This is a genomic window from Hamadaea sp. NPDC050747 (assembly GCF_040654195.1).
In the GTDB taxonomy this organism is placed as follows: domain Bacteria; phylum Actinomycetota; class Actinomycetes; order Mycobacteriales; family Micromonosporaceae; genus Hamadaea.
This window is the reverse complement of the sequence record NZ_JBFAHM010000010.1, coordinates 105,859-123,898: the sequence shown is the minus strand read 5'-3', so window position 1 is coordinate 123,898 and position 18,040 is coordinate 105,859. Positions and strand designations below refer to the sequence as shown.

The window sequence follows — 18,040 nt, the reverse complement described above, 5'->3', positions numbered from 1 at the left end:
GTCAGCCGACCGGGAAGAGGAGGCAGGACGAGGTCGCGTGGGCGACGAGCCGACCGGCCTCGTCGGTCAACGTGGCCTGGGCCAGCGCCGTCCGCCGTCCCTGCGAGAGGACCGTGCCCTCGCAGGTGACCAGCCCGGACTCCACCGTCACCGGGCGCAGGTACTTCACGGTGAGGTCCATGCTCGTGTAGCCGATCCCGGCCGGCAGCGTCGAGTGGACGGCACACCCCGCACCGGTGTCGAGCAGCGTCGAGATCACTCCGCCGTGCACCGTGCCGAGTGGGTTGTAGTGGAACTCCTGGGCCTTCATGGTCACGACGACGCGACCGAACTCGGCGGTGAAGTCCTGCATGTCCAGCAGCCGCATGATCGGCGGCGGGGGCAGTTCGCCCGCGACCATGAGCTGGAGCAGCTCCAACCCGGTCAGCCCGGCCGGGGCGGTGGCGTACACGCCGGGGTCGTCCCACTCGAACGTGCGCGTGCGCTGCTGAGTCTCGGTCTCCGCCGGCTTGAACGCTCGAGCCGAGAGTGAGGACGAAGAGCCGGCGGCCAGTTTCATAGCCTCAGCCTGGCAACGCTTGCTGAGTCTGTCAAGAAGACTTAGGTTGGGTCACATGAGGCCTGCTGCGCTGGACTGGTCCGTGGAGAACTGCACGGTCGGGCGCGCCATGGCGATCCTCGGCGAACGCTGGACGTTCGTGGTGCTGCGGGAGGTCTTCAACGGCGTACGGCGGTTCGAGGACATGCGGCGGCACACCGACATTCCCCGGCAGGTGCTCACCAACCGGCTCACGACCCTCGTCGAGCAGGGGATCCTACGTCGCGAGCCCTACCGCGAGCCCGGCGAGCGGCTGCGCCACGAGTACCGCCTCACCGAGAAGGGCTTCGATCTCTATCCGGTCCTCGTCGCCGTCTGGGAATGGGGCGACCGCTACCTGGCCGACCCCGACGGCTCACCCGTGACGGTCGCTCATCGCGACTGCGGCGGGACTGTCGGCGTACAACTCGTCTGCTCGGAGGGACACGTGCTGAAGTCGCCGCGCGAGGCCGCGACCCGCCCCGGACCTGGCGCCCGCCCCTTCCGGGAGCGGGCATGACGCACGAGGTTTTCAACCAGGCCCCGCCGCTGATCGGCCACGACGCGGCCGCGGACCCCGCTCTGCTCGAAGGTCTGGTACGCGAGGGCGCGGAGTGGCATCGCGACGACCTGCACGCGCTGGGCCGCCGGGCCGGGAGCGAAGAGGCGCAGCGCTGGGCGAACGAGGCGAACCGGTACTCGCCGGTGCTGCGCACCCACGATCGGTACGGCACCGGATCGACGAGGTGGAGTTCCATCCGGCCTGGCATTCGCTGATGCGCGTGGCGGTGGAGCACGGGCTCGCGGGTGCGCCGTGGGCCGATCCGCGACCGGGCGCGCACGTCGCGCGAGCGGCGGACATGCTCGTCTGGGGCACCGTCGAGCAGGGGCACATCTGCCCGATCTCGATGACCTACGCCGTGATCCCCGCCCTACGCGCGCAGCCCGACCTGGCCGCGGCCTACGAGCCGCTGCTGACATCGCGGGTCTACGACCCGGGCCTGCGCGTGCCCACGGAGAAGGCCGGACTGCTGGCCGGAATGGGGATGACGGAGAAGCAGGGCGGATCCGACGTACGCGCCAACACGACGACCGCCGTCGCCGAGCCCGACGGGACCTGGCGGCTGACCGGGCACAAGTGGTTCACCAGCGCGCCGATGAACGACCTGTTCCTCGTGCTGGCCCAGGCGCCGGGCGGGCTGTCCTGCTTCCTCGTGCCCCGGGTGCTGCCCGACGGATCGCGCAACACGTTCCGCATCCAGCGGCTGAAGGACAAACTCGGCAATCGCAGCAACGCAAGCAGCGAGCCGGAGTTCGACGGCACCGTCGCCTGGCTGGTCGGTCCGGAGGGGCGCGGCGTACGCACCATCATCGAGATGGTGACGATGACCCGGCTCGACTGCGGTCTCGGCTCGGCCGCCGGGATGCGGGCCGCCCTGATGCAGGCGGTGCACCACACTCGGCATCGGTCGGCGTTCGGCGGGCTGCTGATCGACAAGCCGCTGATGCGATCGGTCCTCGCCGACCTGGCCCTGGAGTCGGAGGCCGCGACGACGTTGATGATGCGGGTCGCGGGCGCGGTCGACCGTGCGTCGCGCGGCGACTCCGGCGAGGCGGACTTCCAGCGGATCGCGACCACGCTGGCCAAGTACTGGATCTGCAAGCGGCAGCCGGTGATGGTCGCCGAGGCGCTGGAATGCCTGGGCGGCAACGGATATGTCGAAGACTCCGGGATGCCCCGGCTCTACCGGGAGGCGCCGCTCAACGGGATCTGGGAAGGCTCGGGCAACGTCACCGCCTTGGATGTGCTGCGCGCGCTGCGGACGTCTCCGTCGACCGCTTCCGCGTTGGCGGCCGAAGTGTCGCCGGCCCTCGGCGTCTACTCAGCTTTGGACGATGCCTGGGCATCGGTGTCGAAGCTCCTCACCGCGCCGTCCGAGGCGACCGCTCGGCACCTCGCCGAACGGGCCGCCCTGGTCCTGCAAGGCGCGCTGCTCGTCCGGTACGCCCCCGCCGCGGTCGCCGACGGGTTCTGCGCCGCCCGGCTGAGCGGCGAGGGCGGGCTGGCCTTCGGGACTCTTCCGTCCGGTGTGGACGTCGACGGCATCCTCGCACGGATCCCGCTCGCGTGATCATTGCGTCACCCACGCTGTTTCACGAGGCGAATTGCCCGTTCAAACAGCATGGCTGACGCAATGATCACGCCCCCGCAGGGCGCAAGTCACTCGTGAGGAGTGGCCGGATCGCTGTACCGCAGCACCGCGCCGACTCCGTCGCGTAGCTCGAGCGGGCTGCCGTCCGTCCCGGCCGCGGTGACCATGAGCAGGTCGGCGTCGGTGGTGGCGGCCGCCCGGATCAGGGCGTCCTCCGCGAGCACCCGCTGCGCCGACGGGCCGCCGTCCGGCAGCTCCGCCTGGTCGCCGGCCAGTTGCCCGCTGGCCGGATCGAGCCAGAGCATCGTCCCGGCGAGCCCGATGGGGTCGAGGAGCAGCGTCTCCACCTGGCCCCGGTTGAACGCCGTCACGACCGGCGCGATGCCGATGGCGGCCTCTTCGCCGTGATCGCTGCGGAGGCGGTCCAGAACCTCATCGGCGTGCTGCTGGGCGGTCTGTGCGACGACCTGGGTCGTGACGTCGTCCAGCGCTTCCGGGTCGGCGCCCGGCGCCCGGGAGCCGGCGTCGGTCAGGACGGTCTTGCTCTGCCAGCGTACGGGGAGCTGCTCGACGAGGAGTCGCCGTGCCTGGACGTCGCCCGCCACGATGATCACCTCGGGGCCCATGGTGTCGGCGAGCCCGGTCAGCTCCTCCGCGACGTCCTTCGCGTTGCGCTGCCAGGTGACCTCGGCCTCGCGCTGGAACCGGGGATTCGCCCAGCCGCCCGGGGCGATCTTCCGGATCGGAAAAGTCTCGCTGCCCGAGACGTCGATGCTGCTGCTGTCGGCCGACTCGATGGTCCCGCCGGTGCGGTCCACCACGACGCGGAGCCAGTTGATCCGCTGACCGCGCTGGGCCAGCAGCGGCGCGACATGGGGCAGGACGCCGTACTCGGCGCTGTCGGCCGGCGGCGGGGCCGCCATCGTCTCGGTGTGCACCAGCTCGGGATCATGAGCGAAGACGGCCAGTCCGTGCTGCCCGTTCTCGGGCGTCGTGTCGCGTACGGCCTCCTCGATGGCGGCCACTGTGGGCTCGGCCGCACCCTGACGACGCAGCGCCTCCCGGAGTGCGCGCCAGCGCAGCCCCACCTCCGACCGCCCGCGTTCGGTGTCGAGCGAGTCGTCCAGGTAGACGGTGGCCCACGGGCCCGGCGTGTCGTACAGCGGCCTCAGGAATCGGAGGTTCATACCCGGCCGAGTACCCTGGTCCAGCCGGTCTATTCGAGCAGCTTGGTACGCAGCCGCGCGAGGTCGTCGGCGGTCAGCCCGGCGGCGGTGAGCAGCGCTTCGACCGACCCGTATGCCACCTCCAGCTCACGCAACGTCAACAGCATCGCCTCGGGCGGCGTCGACACGTAATAGGGGACCGGCGGCTTCTCGGCGAACCCCGGCACGTGCACGTTCGCCCAGGCCACGTAGGCCGGGTCGGCCAGCTCGGTGAGCGCGTACTCGTGGGCGACGGTCTCCTGGTCGACTCCGAGGAGAGCCAGGATCATGGCGATCACGGTGCCGGTGCGGTCCTTGCCGGCGACGCAGTGGACGACCGGTGCCCCAGTGTCGGCCTGAGCCACCAGGGAGATCACCCCCGCGATGTCGGCCGCCCCGTGCTTGATCAGCTCGGCGTAACGGTCGGCGAGGAACCGGGCGACGCCGCGCTCGGGGTCGTAGTCCTCGGCCCGCCAATAGGGGTGGTCGAGGTGCCGGTGGTGGTACGCCGGCGCGGCCCACTCCGGCGCGCGCCCGCCCGCCGTGACCTCCTCGTGCCGCCGGAGATCGATCACTGCGCCCACGCCCAGCTCGGCGAAGGTCTCCCGATCGGCGTCACAGAGCCGGGACAGCGTGTCCGAGCGATACAGCGCCCTGGCGCGCACGCGGCTGCCGTCGGCGGCGGGCAGGCCGCCCACCTCCCGGAAGTTGAAGACGGCCTGGAAGGGGATGAAACTGCCGGTCGCCTCGATCGTCACGCCCCCGAGACTAGCGGGCGGGTGCGACATTCCGGCAGCCAGTTTCGCCCACATGCCGAGACGGTGTTTCCACTTCTTGGCGCGTAGTGGCATAGTCACGCTCGTGACGCAGTTCGCCCTCATTATTGGCGACTAGCGCGCAGGCCGTTTTCGCAGGCCGGCGCGCAGACCTCCCGCATCCGCGGGGGGTCGTTTTGTTTTGTGGGAAGAAGGCGCGGATGCAGGTATACGACACGACGCTGCGCGACGGCGCACAGCGGGAGGGCCTCACATACTCGGTCGCCGACAAGCTGGCGGTCGCCAAGCTCCTGGACGAGTTCGGCGTGGGCTTCATCGAGGGCGGCTGGCCCGGCGCGATGCCCAAGGACGTCGAGTTCTTCCGGCGGGCGCGCGAGGAGCTGGAGTTCCGGCACGCGATCCTTGTCGCCTTCGGAATGACCCGCAAGGCCGGGATCCACGTCGAGGACGACGCCCTCATCAAAGGCCTGATCGACGCGCAGACCCCGGCGGTCGCCCTCGTCGCCAAGTCCGACCTCCGGCACGTGCTGCGCGCACTGCGTACGACGCCGGAGGAGAACCTCGCGATGGTGGCCGACAGCGTCGCGTACTTCGTGGCCAACGGGCGCCGTGTCTTCCTCGACTGCGAGCACTTCTTCGACGGGTTCCGGCACGACCCCGACTACACCGCCAGCGTGGTCAAGGCCGGGCTCGACGCCGGCGCCGAGATCGCCGTCATGTGCGACACCAACGGCGGGATGCTGCCCTCCCAGGTCACCCGGGCCGTCGGCGAGGTCTGCGCCCGGCTCGGCGTGAGCCCGGAGCGGCTCGGCATCCACACCCAGAACGACACCTCGTGCGCGGTGGCCAACACGGTCGCCGCGGTGGAGGCGGGCGTACGCCACTTCCAGGGCACCGCCAACGGCTACGGCGAACGGCCCGGCAACGCCGACCTGTTCGCCTGCGTCGCCAACCTCCAGTTGAAGCTGGGCATGCCCGTCCTACCGGACGGCTGCCTGGAACAGATGGTGCGCGTCTCGCACGCCATCGCCGAGATCGCCAACATCGCACCCGACACCCACCAGGCGTACACGGGGAGCGCGGCCTTCGCCCACAAGGCGGGGTTGCACGCGAGCGCGATCAAGCACGACCCGGCCCTCTACAACCACATAGACCCGGCCGTGGTCGGCAACGATATGAAGATCCTGGTCACCGAGATGGCCGGCCGGGCCAGCATCGAGCTGAAGAGCAAGGAGCTCGGGCTCGATCTGGCCGGGCGGCCGGACGTCGCGACCAAGGTCACGGAGGAGGTCAAGCAGCGGGAGGCGGCGGGCTGGTCCTACGAGGCCGCCGACGCGAGCTTCGAGCTGCTCGTCCGGGACGCCCTCGGCGGCGCCGCCGCCCCGTTCACCCTCGAGTCCTACCGGGTCATCGTGGAGCACCGCGAGGACGGCGCCGTCGTCTCCGAGGCCACGGTGAAGGTACGCGTGAAGGGCGAACGGGTCATCGCCACCGCCGAGGGCAACGGCCCGGTCAACGCCTTGGACGAGGCGTTGCGGCAGGCCCTGACGCGGCACTACGCGTCGCTGGCGACCCTGGAACTGGCCGACTACAAGGTGCGCATCCTCGAAGGCTCGCACGGCACGGGTGCGATCACCCGGGTCCTCGTGGAGACGGTGGACTCCCGTGGCGGCGACTGGACCACTGTGGGCGTACACGAGAACGTGGTCGAGGCGAGCTGGCGGGCGCTCGTCGACGCCTTGGCCTACGGCCTCGTCCGGGTACCGGCCTGACCCCGACCGAGTGGTGGAACGGGCCGGGGGCGGCGACCGTCTATCGTGACGTCAGTCCCCGGTCCGCCCGGATTCATCGGAGTCGCCATGACGCAGCCACCCCCGGAACCGCCGATCCGGCCTGAGTTCGGCGTACCGCCGATGCGCCCGGTCGCTCCGAACGCGTTCGTGGACCCGGTGGACCGCAAGCGCCGCATGCGACTCGGCATCGTCGGCGCCGTCGTCGGCCTCGGCATCCCGCTGCTCATCGTGGCGGTGGGCATCGTGATCGCGCTGACCGCCTCCGGCACCGGGTCGGATCGCTGGATCGGTCTGATGCTCGTGATGGCGGCCGGGCTGGTGCTCGTCGGGCCGGTCCAGATCGTCACCGGGATCGTGCTGACGGCGGTGCCGAACACCCGCCCGTTCGGCGTCGGCTTCCTGATCGGCTCGGCCATCGGCGTACTGGTCATGGCGGGCGCCTGCTTCGGCCCGATGCTGGGCAGTTCGTCGTTCTGATGCTGCACCCCGTCCTGTTCCACCTCGGGCCGTTCGGCGTACCGACCCACGACTTCTTCGTCGGGCTCGGCGTGACAGCCGCCCTCAGCTGGTTCCTCTGGCAGTTACGCGGGCGAGACCCGATCGACGAGCGGATCTGGGGCGTCATCGCCGGGGCGCTCACCGGCGGGGCGCTGCTGTCCCGCCTCGGCACCTGGGCCCAGCACTTGGCGCCCGGCGACAACGCAGGCCTCGCCGAGCAGTGGCTCTACGGCAGCCGGAGCATTCTGTCCGGCCTCGTCGGGGCGTACGCCGGAGCGCTGATCGCCAAGCGGATCACCAAACTGAAGGTGAGCACCGGAGACCTCTTCGCCGCCCCGGTGGCGCTGGCCATGGCGATCGGCCGGATCGGCTGCCTGCTCACCGAACTCCCCGGTACGCCGACCGGCGGCTCCTGGGGCGTCACGCTCACCGCCGCCGAGGCGGCGTCCATCCCACGTGCGGTCGCCGGAGTGCCGATGCACCCGTCGTTCGCGTACGAGATCGTCTTTCAGCTCGCCGCCTTCGTGGTGCTCGTCCGCAGCCGGGACCGGTTCGCCCAGCCCGGCGCGTTGTTCGCGGGCTACCTGCTGGCGTACGCCGCCTTCCGGTTCGCCGTGGAGTTCGTCCGCGGCAACGAAGTCGTCGCGCTGGGCCTGACCCGGCCGCAATGGTTCCTGCTGGCCTGCTCTCCGCTCGCCGTCTGGGCCGCCGTACGCCGTACCCGCCGGGGCGGCTTCGCCCTCGCCCCCCGAGCCCTTCAGGATGGAGTCTCCGCATGACCGTCGGGATGCAACTGCGGGGCGACCGGATTCACCGGTATGTCAACGCCTTCTGCCCGCACTGCCACGCGACCGATCCGGAACTGGCCCAGGTCCGGCGGCTGTCGGGCTGGCTGGCCGAACGGGACGGGCGGATCTGGCTGGAGCGTGGCTGCCCGGAGCACGGCCTCGTGCGAACGCTCTACGACGAGAACCCCGAGATCCTCAGCTACCTGGAGGAGTGGACCGCCCCCACGAAGGCCCACGTCCCGGACTTGGCCGGCAACTTCGCGCCGGTGCCGTCGGCGTACCTGGACGGGTTGCCGGAAATGCAGACCCAGCACACCTGCATCCTGCTGGCCGATCTGACCGATCACTGCAACCTCAAGTGCCCCACCTGCTTTGCGGACTCGTCGCCGCAGATCAGTGGGGTCGTCCCGCTGGCCGACGTTCTGTCGAGTGTGGATACACGGCTGTCCCGGGAGAACAACCGCATCGACGTGCTGATGCTGTCGGGCGGCGAGCCGACCCTCTACCCCCAGCTCGAAGAGCTGCTCGCCGAACTGATCGCCCGGCCGGTCACCCGCATCCTGATCAACACCAACGGCGTGAAGATCGCCCGCGAGCCGGAGCTGGTCGCGCTGCTGGCCAAGCATCGCGAACGGGTCGAGGTCTACCTGCAGTACGACGGTCCCTCGGCGGCCACGAGCCGCCACCATCGCGGGGCGGACCTCACCCGGCTCAAGGAACAGGCGATCGACGCGCTGTCGGCGGCCGGCATCTTCACCACACTGACGATGACGTGCGCCCTCGGCGTCAACGACGACGAGATCGGCGCGGTCGTCAAGCGGGCGCTGGACACGCCGTACATCGGCGGCGTCTCCATTCAGCCCCAGTTCGGTTCGGGCCGCTCGGCGCCGATCGACTCGCAGGACCGGTTGACGCACACCGGCGTACTCGCCAGATTGGAGCCGCAGACCGGCGGACTGGTCACGTGGCGCGATCTGACCGCACTGCCGTGCTCGCACCCGCATTGCTGTTCCGTCGGATACCTGCTCAAAGACGATTCGAGTGAGTGGCGGTCGCTGACCGCTTTGATCGGGCACGAGCGGCTGAAGGCGTTCCTGGAGCTGTCGCCGGACCTGGTGGCGAACCGGATCGCGGACACCGAGCTGCCGGCGGTCATGCGGGGCGTGGTGAAGCAGTCGCTGCTGGACCTGCTCTCGGAGCAGTCGTCGCTGTCCCACCCGCGGGTCGGCGACCTGTGGAAGGACATCTGCGAGAACTGCGACCTGGGCATCTCGACGCTGCTCACGCTGGCCTCGACGGCGCTGCCGGGCGGCAAGGACCGGCTGCGCAAGCTGCTCGCCGAGCGGGTCAAGCGGATCACGATCAAGCCGTTCATGGACATCAACACGATGATCGAGGAACGCCTGACGCAATGCTGCGTCCACGTCGCCACCCGCTCCTCGGCCGGAGCCGACCAGTGCGCACCGTTCTGCGCGGTCCAGGCCTGGCCGGCGTTGTCGGCGCAGCGGTTGCCGCGCGCGATGCTGCCGGTGATCTCGTGAACCAGCAGCCTTACGACCCACTGCGACTGTGCATCTACGCGACGATCGCGCTCCTGGGCTGGCTGCTCGGCCCGGTCGCGCTGGTGATCTTCGCCGGGATCGGGTTCGCGGGATATTGGCGGGCGCGGCGGGCGGGACTCACGCGGTCGAAGTGCTTCCTGCGGGACACGCGGCTCGTGCTGACCTACCTCGGGGTGCTGACGCTGGCGGGGCTCGGCGGCATCGTCTGGTGGGTGCTCTAGCCGGGGCGAGCGTCGGTGGGACGCCATCGACCTAACCCACGGGCGGTGAGGTATACGGCGTTCCACCGACGAATCACTCCCGCCCGGAGGACGCGTTTGTACATCGGGAGGATGATGTCGTCCCGTGGCGGTATCCGAAGTAGACACAGCGGCGGACGACCGCCGGGGTTGTCCGCGCCTAGCGTCGCGGCATGACTCACCTCTCGCGTAGAAGTCTGCTCCTGGGGAGCGCGGCCGTCGCCTCGGCGGCCCTGCTCCCGACTGCGGCCGCTGCCTCGGCGACCTCGACCGACCTGCACCTGCTGCGTCCGACCGGGCCTTACCCGGTGGGCGCCACCTCGCGGTATCTCAGGGACACGGCGCGTCCCGATCCGTGGGTGCCGAGCGTGCCCGCCCGCGAACTCATGATCACCATCTGGTACCCGACGCATGATCGGCGGGGCAGTCGATGGCAGTACATGACGGCGGAGGAGTCCCGGCTGTTCCTCGAGGGCAAGCAGTACTTCGACCTGCCGCCGGACATCTTGAGCACGGTGCGGACATTCGCGTACGCCGAGGCGAAGCCGATGGGCCGGCCGCGGAGTCTGCCGTTGGTGGTGCTCTCGCCGGGGTACACGCAGCCGCGCAATTCGCTGTCGGCCCTGGCCGAGGACCTGGCCAGCCACGGCTACGTCGTCGTGGCGATCGACCACACCTACGAGACCTACGCCGTGACCTTCCCGGACGGGCGGATCGCCGGTTGTGACACCTGCTCGTTCGACGACGACCGGACGTTTTTCGCCCGTCTCTACGAGGTACGCGCGGCCGACGTCTCCTTCGTGCTCGACCAGCTCCTGGGCGCGCAGCCGGTGTGGTCCGGTGGCCACCTCATCGATCGGAGCCGGATCGGCATGTCGGGCCACTCGGCCGGTGGGGCGAGCGCGATCCCGGCGATTCTCCGCGACTCGCGGATCCGGGCGGGCATCGACATGGACGGCAGTTCCTCGGGCTACGTCCCACCCGCGCCGGTGACCCGGCCGTTCCTGCTCCTCGGTACGCAGTCCTTCCACTCGCCGGGCGGCCCGGACGAATCGTGGCAGCGCGACTGGGACCACATGGCGGGCTGGAAGCGGTGGATCACCGTGGCCGGGACGGAACACGCCTCCTTCAACGACCTGGCGCTCTTCGGCGAGCAACTCGGCATCGACTTCGGCGCCACGACGACCGGTACCCGGTCCACGCAGATCACCCGGCGGCTCAACCGGGCGATGTTCGACCGGCATCTGCGGCATCGGCCGGAACCGCTGCTCGACCGGGCCGATCCGCGCTACCCCGAGATCACGATCGCCGCTGCGGGGTAGTCGGCGTTGGGCTGGCGGCGCGTTATCCGGGATAACGCGGTCTGAGCAAGGCTCCGAGGCAGCGTTATCCCGCATAACGCGGCCGTCCGGATAGCGCCGGCGGCTAAGGGGTTCGGGAGGTCAGGCAGTAGACGCCGCCCGCGGGATCGCGCATGACCGTCCACTGCGGACGGGCGTCGACGACCTCCGCGCCCAGCGAGACGTGCCAGGCGACGGCGGCGGGGACGGCGGAGCACGCCAGGTCCAGGTGCATCGCCGGGCGGTCGGCGGCGCTGCCGAGCCGCTGCACGAGGATGCGGATCGGCAGCCCCGCCGGCGGCACGACCCGGTGGAACTCCGGGAGCGACGAGTTCTCCGAGGAGAAGCCGGTGACCGCGGCCCAGAAGGCGTACTCGGTCTCGAAGCGGTCCGGGAGCGCGTCGACGCACATCTGGTCGACCCGGACGCGTACGCCCGACGGCCCGGTCGCCGGAGCGGGCCGGGTCTGCTCCCCGTGCCACGGCACGGCGCAGAAGAAGTGACCGGTGGGGGAGCGAAGCACGGCCCAGTCGTCGTGGTCGGCCGTCATCGCAGCGCCCGCCCGGAGCGCGCTGGTGATGAAGGCGCGGACGTCGGTGACGGCGAAGTCCAGGTGCCCGCCACCGCGGCCGCCGACTGCCTGAAGCTTCAGGAAGGCATCGCCGGTGGCGGGCAGGAAGGTCGCGAACTCGTCGAATTCGCCACGCTTCGGGGAGAGCGTCGTCTCGGTGGCCCGCGTCCAGAACTCGGCGGCCGCCTCGAACCGGTCGGCGGGACGGTCGAGGAAGGCGTACGTCCAGCGGATCATCGCAGAGCCGCCCAGGCGTCATCGAGCGTCGGGGCGACCGTGACGGCGCCGAGGAGGGTGGGGCTGATGAGCGGCTGCGACTCCAGCCAGGTCACGAGGCCGGAGTAGAAGCCGTCGGCGTCGAGCAGCACCAGCGGCTTGGCGTGCAGGCGCAGCTGGGGACCGGTCGTCCACACCTCGAACAGCTCGTCGAGAGTGCCCAGGCCGCCGGGGAGAATGAGGAAGGCGTCGGCCTTCTCGATCATCAAGGCCTTCCGGGCGGCGAGGTCCGGCGAGACGATCAGCTCGTCCACCTCCGCGCTCGCCCGTTCGAGCGCGACGAGTCCCTCCGGCATCACCCCGGTCACCGATACGCCCGCCGCGTGGGCGGCCTTGGCCAGTTCACCCATCATGCCGAGCCCGCCGCCGCCGTAGATCAGCGAATGACCCTCCTGGGCGAGGCCGCGGCCGGTCTCGCGGGCCAGCTCGAAGAAGGATTCGGGGGCGTCGGACTTGCCCGAGCAGAAAACGCAGACGGCAGCCACGTCCCGATCCTAGCCGCGCGGCCGGGCCGCCCCGTCCGCCGCGGAGGGCCGGTCCATGGCCGGCGGGCCTGTCGGTCGCGGACTGTCAACACTGCGTCACCCGCGCAAGCATGGACGCAGGATAGGCTGCCGTCATGATCGAACCCGTCCGTCCGGCCGCCCTCGTCGCCGGTGACCTGGTGGCCCTGGTCTCGCCGTCCGGACCGGTCCGGTCCGTCCGCGCCGACGCCGCGGTCGGCGTGCTGACCGGATGGGAGCTGCGGACCCGGCTGGGCCGGCACGCTCTGGCCCGCACCGGGTACCTCGCCGGCACGGACGAGCAGCGGTTGGCCGATCTCAACGACGCGTTCGCCGATCCCGAGGTGCGCGCGGTGCTCTGCCTCCGGGGCGGCTACGGCATGCAGCGCATCGTCGACGGGCTCGACCTCGACGCCGTCCGCGCCGATCCCAAGCTGGTCATGGGCTTCTCCGACATCACCGCGCTGCACCTGGCGCTGTGGCAGGGCGCCCGGCTGGCGACCGTCCACGGCCCGGTGGCCGCACAGCTCGACAAGGGCGCGCAGTCGCCGACGGCGTTGGGGGCGAAGACCGTCCTCATGTCGTCCGCCCCGGTGACGGTCAAGGCCGACGAGGCGGAGAGCACGTTCCGCGTACGCAGTGCGGGGCGGGCCGAGGGCGTCCTGATCGGCGGCAACCTCGCGATGCTGGCCAGCAGCGTCGGCACGGCGCACATGCCCGACCTGGCCGGGGCGATCCTGCTGGTCGAGGACGTCAACGAGCAGCCTTACCGGATCGATCGGATGCTGACGCAGCTGCTGCGGTCGGGGGCGCTGACCGGGCTGGCGGGTGTCGCGATCGGACAGTTCACCGAGTGCGACGCCGAGGGCGGCCCGGCCGCCGAGGAGGTGCTGGAGGAGCGGCTCGCTCCGCTGGGCGTACCGCTGCTGGGCGGCCTGCCGATCGGGCACGGCGACCAGCACGTGGCGATCGGCGTGGGAGTGCCGGCGGTGCTGGACGCCGACGCGGGCACGCTGCACGTCCAACCCGTAGGACGCCCGTAACGGGTGTGCGCACCAGGGGGTCGTTAGTATAGGAAAGGAGTATGAGCCCCCGGATCGACCCCGACAAGAGCAAGTCCTGGTTACGGCGGGCGCTCCCGCTGGTGCGCGCCCATCGCGGGATGCTGTTCACCTCACTCGGCCTGTCGTTGGTCGGCCTGCTGGTCCAGGTGCAGATCCCGGATGTGCTGCGGCGGGGGATCGACGACGCGCTGGTCGCGCGTACATCTGATCTGACCACCTATGTCTGGCTTGTCGCTGCGTTGGCCGTCGCGCAGGGCATCCTGAACTTCGGGGCGCGGAAGTATCTGCTGCGCACGGCGTACGAGATCGAATACGACCTGCGTACGCTCATCTATTCGCACCTCGTCCGCCTGCCCTACGGCTTCTACGACCGGGTGCAGTCCGGTGAGCTGATGTCGCGGGCCGCCTCCGACGTCCGCGCGGTCCAGATGTACCTCGCCTTCGGCCCGTCGATCCTCGTCCAGTGCGCCATCGCGCTGGTCGCCTTCGGGCTGATGCTGTCGATCAACCCGCTGCTCGCGGTGGTCGCGATGGCGACCATGCCGCTCATCGCGCTGCTCGGCGTCTGGATGCGCAAGGCCATCTTCCCGGTGTCCTGGCTCATCCAGGCCCGCCTGGCCCGCGTCGCGACGATCGTGGACGAGAACACCCAAGGGGTACGCGTGGTGAAGGCGTTCGCGGCCGAACCCCGGCAGGTGCAGGCGCTCGCCGACGCCGCCGATCGGGTGCGGTGGGCGTACCGGCGCGACGCGCTCATCCGCAGCCGATGGGCGCCGACCCTGGAGAGCCTGCCCCGGCTCGGGCTCGCCCTCGTGCTGCTGGTCGGCGGCTGGATGGTCATCGACGGGCAGACCACGATCGGCACGATCGTCGCGTTCAACTCCTACGTCCTGATGTTGCAGCCGCCGTTCCGCATGCTCGGCATGATGATCATGCTCGGCCAGCGGGCCGCGGCGTCGGCGCAGCGCATCTACGAGATCCTCGACACCGAGTCGGAGATCGTCGAGGCGGACCGCCCGGTCGAGGCTCGGCTGCGCGGGGAGCTGGAGTTCCGGGGGGTCGGCTTCGCGTACGCCGACGGCACGGTCGCGGTGGAGGACCTGAATCTACGGGTCGCGCCGGGCGAGACCGTGGCGCTCGTGGGCCGGACCGGCTCGGGTAAGTCGACCCTGGGCCGCCTGCTGGCCCGCTATTACGACGCCGCCTCCGGGACGGTGCTGATCGACGGACGGGACGTCCGGGAGTACTCCCTGGCCGAGCTGCGTCGCCAGGTCGGCATCGTGCCGGAGGAGCCGTTCCTGTTCTCGGCGACGATCCGGGACAACATCGCGTTCGGCCGCCCCGACGCCGCCGACGAAGACGTGATCGCCGCCGCGCGGGCGGCCGGGGCGGACGAGTTCATCGAGCAGCTGCCGGAGGCGTACGCGACCGTGGTCGGCGAACGCGGCTACACGCTCTCCGGCGGCCAGCGGCAACGTGTCGCCATCGCCCGGGCGCTGCTCATGAACCCGCCGGTGCTGGTGCTCGACGACGCCACGAGCGCCGTGGACGTCTCGGTCGAGCAGCGGATTCACACCGCGTTGCGAGATTTGATGGTCGGCCGGACAACCTTGATCGTCGCGCATCGCCTCTCCACTATCGGGCTCGCCGATCGCGTACTGCTTGTCGAGGACGGCCGGATCGTCGCCGACGGCACCCATCGGGAGCTGCTCGACGACCCCCGGTACGCCGCGGTGCTGGCGAGCTACGAGAAACCGGCGGGAGAACCGGCGGACGCCGAGGAAGGGGCGGTGACGGCATGACGATGTTCGGCGGTGGCTTCGGCGGGCCGGGCGGCGGCGGACGGCTGGGCGGACCCGGCCGCGGCGGCCTCAACAAGTCGCCGGAGGGCTTGGCGTTCGCGGGCATCCCGCCCGAACTCCAGGCCGGGGTCGACCGGCTGGAGGCGCTCGAAAGCCGGCGGCCGGAGCCGGCCGAGCCGGTCGCTTTCCGGCAGGCGGTGCCCGGCGAACGGCGGCTCACCCTGTCCGGCCTGCTCTTCGGCCGGTGGCGGCTGTTCGGGCTCGCCTGCGTGATGCTGCTCGGCGAGACGGTGCTGCTGCAGGCCGGTCCGCTGCTCGTGCAGGTCGGGATCGACCACGGCATCATGCGGGGCGATCTGCGGACGCTGTTGATCGCGGCGGGCGCCTTCATCGCCTCGGTGGTGCTCTCCTGGGCGGCCTCGGTGGCCCGGATGCGGCAGACCGGCCGGTTGGCCGCCGACGCCGTCCGCGATCTGCGCGTACGCGTCTTCGCTCAGTTGCAGCGACTGTCGCTGGACTTCTTCACGACCGAGAAGGCCGGCGTGATCCTCACCCGGATGACCTCCGATGTGGAGGCGCTGCAGAACCTGCTCTCCGACGGGTTGGCCCAGTTCGTCATCCAGGGGTTGACCATGGTCGTGGTCACCGTCGTGCTGTTCTCCTACGACGTCGAGCTGGCCCTGATCACGCTGCTGCTGGTGGTGCCGCTGCTGACGGCCGCCTCGCTGTGGTTCCGGCACGCCGCCGACCACGGGTACCGCCGTCAGCGCGACGCCATCGCCGCGATGTACTCCGACCTGTCGGAGAGCATCTACGGCGTCCGGGTCGTCACGGCGTACCACCGGCAGGACCGCAACGTCGCCGACCACGAGGAAGTGGTCGGGAAGTACCGGGACGCCAACAACTTCACCGGCCACATCAACGCCGTCTACGGCCCCGGCACCTCCGTCATCGGGCTGCTCGGCATGGCCGCGCTCCTGCTCATCGGCGGCGAGCGGGTGCTCCGCAACGAGATCAGCGTCGGTGAGCTGACCGCCTTCGTCCTCTACCTGAACGCCTTCTTCGCCCCCGTGCAGCAGCTCGTGCAGCTCTACACGAGCTACCAGCAGGGCCGGGCGGCCGTGGTGAAGCTGCGCGACCTGCTGGCCGCCCAGCCCACGGTGGCCGAGCGGCCGGATGCCGTGGCACTGCCGCCGGTGCAGGGGGAGATCCGGTTCGACCAGGTCACCTTCGGCTATCTGCCGGGCCGGCCGGTGCTGCGGAATGTGGACCTCGTGATCGCGCCCGGCGAGACGGTCGCCTGTGTGGGGCCGACCGGTGCGGGCAAGTCGACCCTGGCCAAGCTGGTCACCCGGTTCTACGACCCGGACACCGGGCGGATCCTCATCGACGGGCACGACCTGCGCGACGTCACCGTCTCCTCACTGCGGCGGCAGATCGGCGTCGTGCCGCAGGAGCCGTTCCTGTTCGCCGGCACCATCCGGGAGAACATCGCGTTCGCCCGGCCCGACGCGTCCGAGGCCGAGATATGGGCCGCCGTCGACGCCGTCGGCCTGCGCGACCTCGTCGAGCGTACGCCGGACGGGCTGGACGCCCGGCTGCACGAGCGCGGCCAGAGCGTCTCCTCCGGCCAGCGGCAGCTGCTGGCCCTGGCGCGGGCGTTCCTCGCCGAGCCCCGGGTGGTCGTGCTGGACGAGGCTACGTCCAATTTGGACCTGCAATCCGAACTGCGCGTGGAGCGGGCGCTCGACCGGCTGCTGGACGGCCGGACCGCGCTGCTGATCGCGCACCGGCTCAGCACCGCCATGCGAGCCGACCGGATCGTGGTCGTCGACGAGCACGGGATCCTGGAGAGCGGCTCCCACACCGAACTGCTCGCCCTCGACGGCCGGTACGCCCAGATGCACGCGACCTGGGCCGCCCATGCGTAAAGCGGGCATCGTCGCGGGCTGGGCCTTCGCCGTGGGGGTCGCCGCCTGGGCCGCGATCCGGCTGTTCGGGCTCGACGGGTGGTACCCGGCGGTCCAGGTGATCGCCTTCACGCCCTATGCCGTGCTGGTCGCTGCGCTGGGCGTACCCGCGCTTGCCTGGCGGAAGAAGTGGCCGGAAGCCGCGGTCGCCGCCGTGAGCGCCCTCGTGCTCGCGGCTTGTGTCCTGCCGCGGGCGATGACCGACCGGGACCCGCTGGCCGGGGCGACCGGGCCGGAGCTGCGCGTGGCGAGCGCGAACCTGCTGATCGGCGGGGCCGACCCGGCCGAGATCCTCCGGCGGGTACGCGAGGAGCAGGTGGACGTGCTGGCGGTGCAGGAGATGACGCCGGAGTGGCTCGCGGCAGCCGACGCCGCGGGGCTGGGCGGGGTGCTGCCGCAGCGGTTCGTGGCGCCCGCGAGCCTGGCCGAGGGATCAGCGGTCTTCTCGCGGCGGCCGCTGACCGACGGCGGCTCGCACCTGATGGCCTTCGGCTGGTTCCAGCAGGTCCACGCGGTGATCACGGTGGACGGCGTCCCGGTCGTGCTGGAATCGGCGCATCCGGCCTCGCCCTACAACGCCGACGTCACCCCGGCCTGGCGATCGAACCTGCGCAAGGAGCCGCCCGCGACGCCGGGCGGGCCGCTTCGGGTGCTGATGGGCGACTTCAACTCGACCCTCGACCACGGGCTGCTGCGCGACCTGATCGACAGCGGCTACCGGGACGCCGCCTCGGTGGTCGGCAAGGGGCTGGTGGGGACGTGGGGACCGTACAACGGCGACCCCGTGCCGCCGGTGACCATCGATCATGTGCTGGCCGACCGGCGGATCGGCGTACGCTCCTTCGCCGCGTTCACCATCCGAGGCAGCGACCACCGCATGATCATCGCCACCCTCGTTCTCCCCACGCGCGCATAACCTCCCC

Annotated in this window: 16 protein-coding genes and 1 pseudogene; 12 read left to right on the top strand and 5 right to left on the bottom strand. The window is 70.8% G+C overall.

All coding sequences use genetic code 11. The annotated features are described in order from the left end of the window. Position 1 precedes the first annotated feature (1 nt). The gene (locus AB0H43_RS24255) at positions 2-559 is read right to left on the bottom strand and encodes a PaaI family thioesterase (protein ID WP_360002615.1); all 558 of its coding nucleotides are present in this window, start codon (positions 557-559) and stop codon (positions 2-4) included. Positions 560-614: 55 nt separating this feature from the next. Here AB0H43_RS24255 and AB0H43_RS24250 point away from each other — a divergent pair, with 55 nt between their 5' ends. Together AB0H43_RS24250 and AB0H43_RS24245 are read left to right on the top strand one after the other, a co-directional pair. Next, positions 615-1,097, top strand: coding sequence for a helix-turn-helix domain-containing protein (locus AB0H43_RS24250; RefSeq protein WP_360002613.1), 483 nt, complete (start codon positions 615-617; stop codon positions 1,095-1,097). Further along, a pseudogene (locus AB0H43_RS24245) lies at positions 1,094-2,709 on the top strand (acyl-CoA dehydrogenase family protein). Before AB0H43_RS24250 ends, AB0H43_RS24245 begins: the two are co-directional and overlap by 4 nt. A gap of 89 nt (positions 2,710-2,798) precedes the next feature. On the opposite strand, the gene AB0H43_RS24240 reads toward AB0H43_RS24245, so the two are convergent. Together AB0H43_RS24240 and AB0H43_RS24235 are read right to left on the bottom strand one after the other, a co-directional pair. Continuing rightward, positions 2,799-3,917 carry a Vms1/Ankzf1 family peptidyl-tRNA hydrolase gene (locus AB0H43_RS24240; protein WP_360002611.1) on the bottom strand — a complete coding sequence of 373 codons (1,119 nt, stop codon included), beginning with the start codon at positions 3,915-3,917 and terminating at the stop codon, positions 2,799-2,801. A 29-nt stretch (positions 3,918-3,946) separates the two neighbouring features. After that, positions 3,947-4,693, bottom strand: coding sequence for a tyrosine-protein phosphatase (locus tag AB0H43_RS24235; RefSeq protein WP_360002609.1), 747 nt, complete (start codon positions 4,691-4,693; stop codon positions 3,947-3,949). 218 nt (positions 4,694-4,911) lie between these two features. On the opposite strand from AB0H43_RS24235, the gene cimA reads away from it, so the two are divergent. From cimA to AB0H43_RS24205, 6 genes are all read left to right on the top strand, one after another. Further along, positions 4,912-6,483, top strand: coding sequence for a citramalate synthase (gene cimA / locus AB0H43_RS24230; RefSeq protein WP_360002607.1), 1,572 nt, complete (start codon positions 4,912-4,914; stop codon positions 6,481-6,483). An 87-nt stretch (positions 6,484-6,570) separates the two neighbouring features. Beyond that, the gene (locus AB0H43_RS24225; RefSeq protein ID WP_360002605.1) at positions 6,571-6,981 is read left to right on the top strand and encodes a hypothetical protein; all 411 of its coding nucleotides are present in this window, start codon (positions 6,571-6,573) and stop codon (positions 6,979-6,981) included. Beyond that, the gene (locus AB0H43_RS24220) at positions 6,981-7,781 is read left to right on the top strand and encodes a prolipoprotein diacylglyceryl transferase family protein (RefSeq protein ID WP_360002603.1); all 801 of its coding nucleotides are present in this window, start codon (positions 6,981-6,983) and stop codon (positions 7,779-7,781) included. The genes AB0H43_RS24225 and AB0H43_RS24220 overlap by 1 nt, the downstream gene beginning before the upstream one ends. Beyond that, positions 7,778-9,331 (top strand): radical SAM protein, encoded by a 1,554-nt coding sequence (locus AB0H43_RS24215; protein WP_360002601.1) that lies wholly within the window; start codon positions 7,778-7,780, stop codon positions 9,329-9,331. Before AB0H43_RS24220 ends, AB0H43_RS24215 begins: the two co-directional genes overlap by 4 nt. Further along, positions 9,328-9,573, top strand: a complete 246-nt coding sequence (locus AB0H43_RS24210; protein ID WP_360002599.1) for a hypothetical protein — start codon at positions 9,328-9,330, stop codon at positions 9,571-9,573. Before AB0H43_RS24215 ends, AB0H43_RS24210 begins: the two co-directional genes overlap by 4 nt. A 191-nt stretch (positions 9,574-9,764) precedes the next feature. Next, on the top strand, positions 9,765-10,913 hold the full coding sequence (locus AB0H43_RS24205) for a hypothetical protein (RefSeq protein WP_360002597.1): 1,149 nt from the start codon (positions 9,765-9,767) through the stop codon (positions 10,911-10,913). A gap of 103 nt (positions 10,914-11,016) precedes the next feature. Here AB0H43_RS24205 and AB0H43_RS24200 read toward each other — a convergent pair whose 3' ends face one another. Continuing rightward, positions 11,017-11,739 carry a VOC family protein gene (locus AB0H43_RS24200; protein WP_360002595.1) on the bottom strand — a complete coding sequence of 241 codons (723 nt, stop codon included), beginning with the start codon at positions 11,737-11,739 and terminating at the stop codon, positions 11,017-11,019. Beyond that, positions 11,736-12,263: a TIGR00730 family Rossman fold protein gene (locus AB0H43_RS24195; protein ID WP_360002593.1), complete on the bottom strand. Its 528-nt coding sequence runs from the start codon at positions 12,261-12,263 to the stop codon at positions 11,736-11,738. The genes AB0H43_RS24200 and AB0H43_RS24195 overlap by 4 nt, the downstream gene beginning before the upstream one ends. 134 nt (positions 12,264-12,397) lie before the next feature. Between AB0H43_RS24195 and AB0H43_RS24190 the strand changes: the two genes are divergently transcribed. Genes AB0H43_RS24190 through AB0H43_RS24175 form a run of 4 tightly spaced genes read left to right on the top strand, consistent with a single transcriptional unit; the run spans position 12,398 to position 18,033 of the window. Next, on the top strand, positions 12,398-13,324 hold the full coding sequence (locus AB0H43_RS24190) for an LD-carboxypeptidase (RefSeq protein WP_360002591.1): 927 nt from the start codon (positions 12,398-12,400) through the stop codon (positions 13,322-13,324). Between the two features lie 41 nt (positions 13,325-13,365). Then, entirely contained in the window at positions 13,366-15,147 is a 1,782-nt protein-coding gene (locus tag AB0H43_RS24185; protein WP_360002589.1) for an ABC transporter ATP-binding protein, read from the top strand. After that, on the top strand, positions 15,144-17,078 hold the full coding sequence (locus AB0H43_RS24180) for an ABC transporter ATP-binding protein (RefSeq protein ID WP_360002587.1): 1,935 nt from the start codon (positions 15,144-15,146) through the stop codon (positions 17,076-17,078). The genes AB0H43_RS24185 and AB0H43_RS24180 overlap by 4 nt, the downstream gene beginning before the upstream one ends. Next, a complete protein-coding gene (locus AB0H43_RS24175) occupies positions 17,071-18,033 on the top strand; it encodes an endonuclease/exonuclease/phosphatase family protein (protein WP_360002585.1) in 963 nt (320 codons plus the stop codon). The genes AB0H43_RS24180 and AB0H43_RS24175 overlap by 8 nt, the downstream gene beginning before the upstream one ends. Positions 18,034-18,040: the final 7 nt, after the last annotated feature.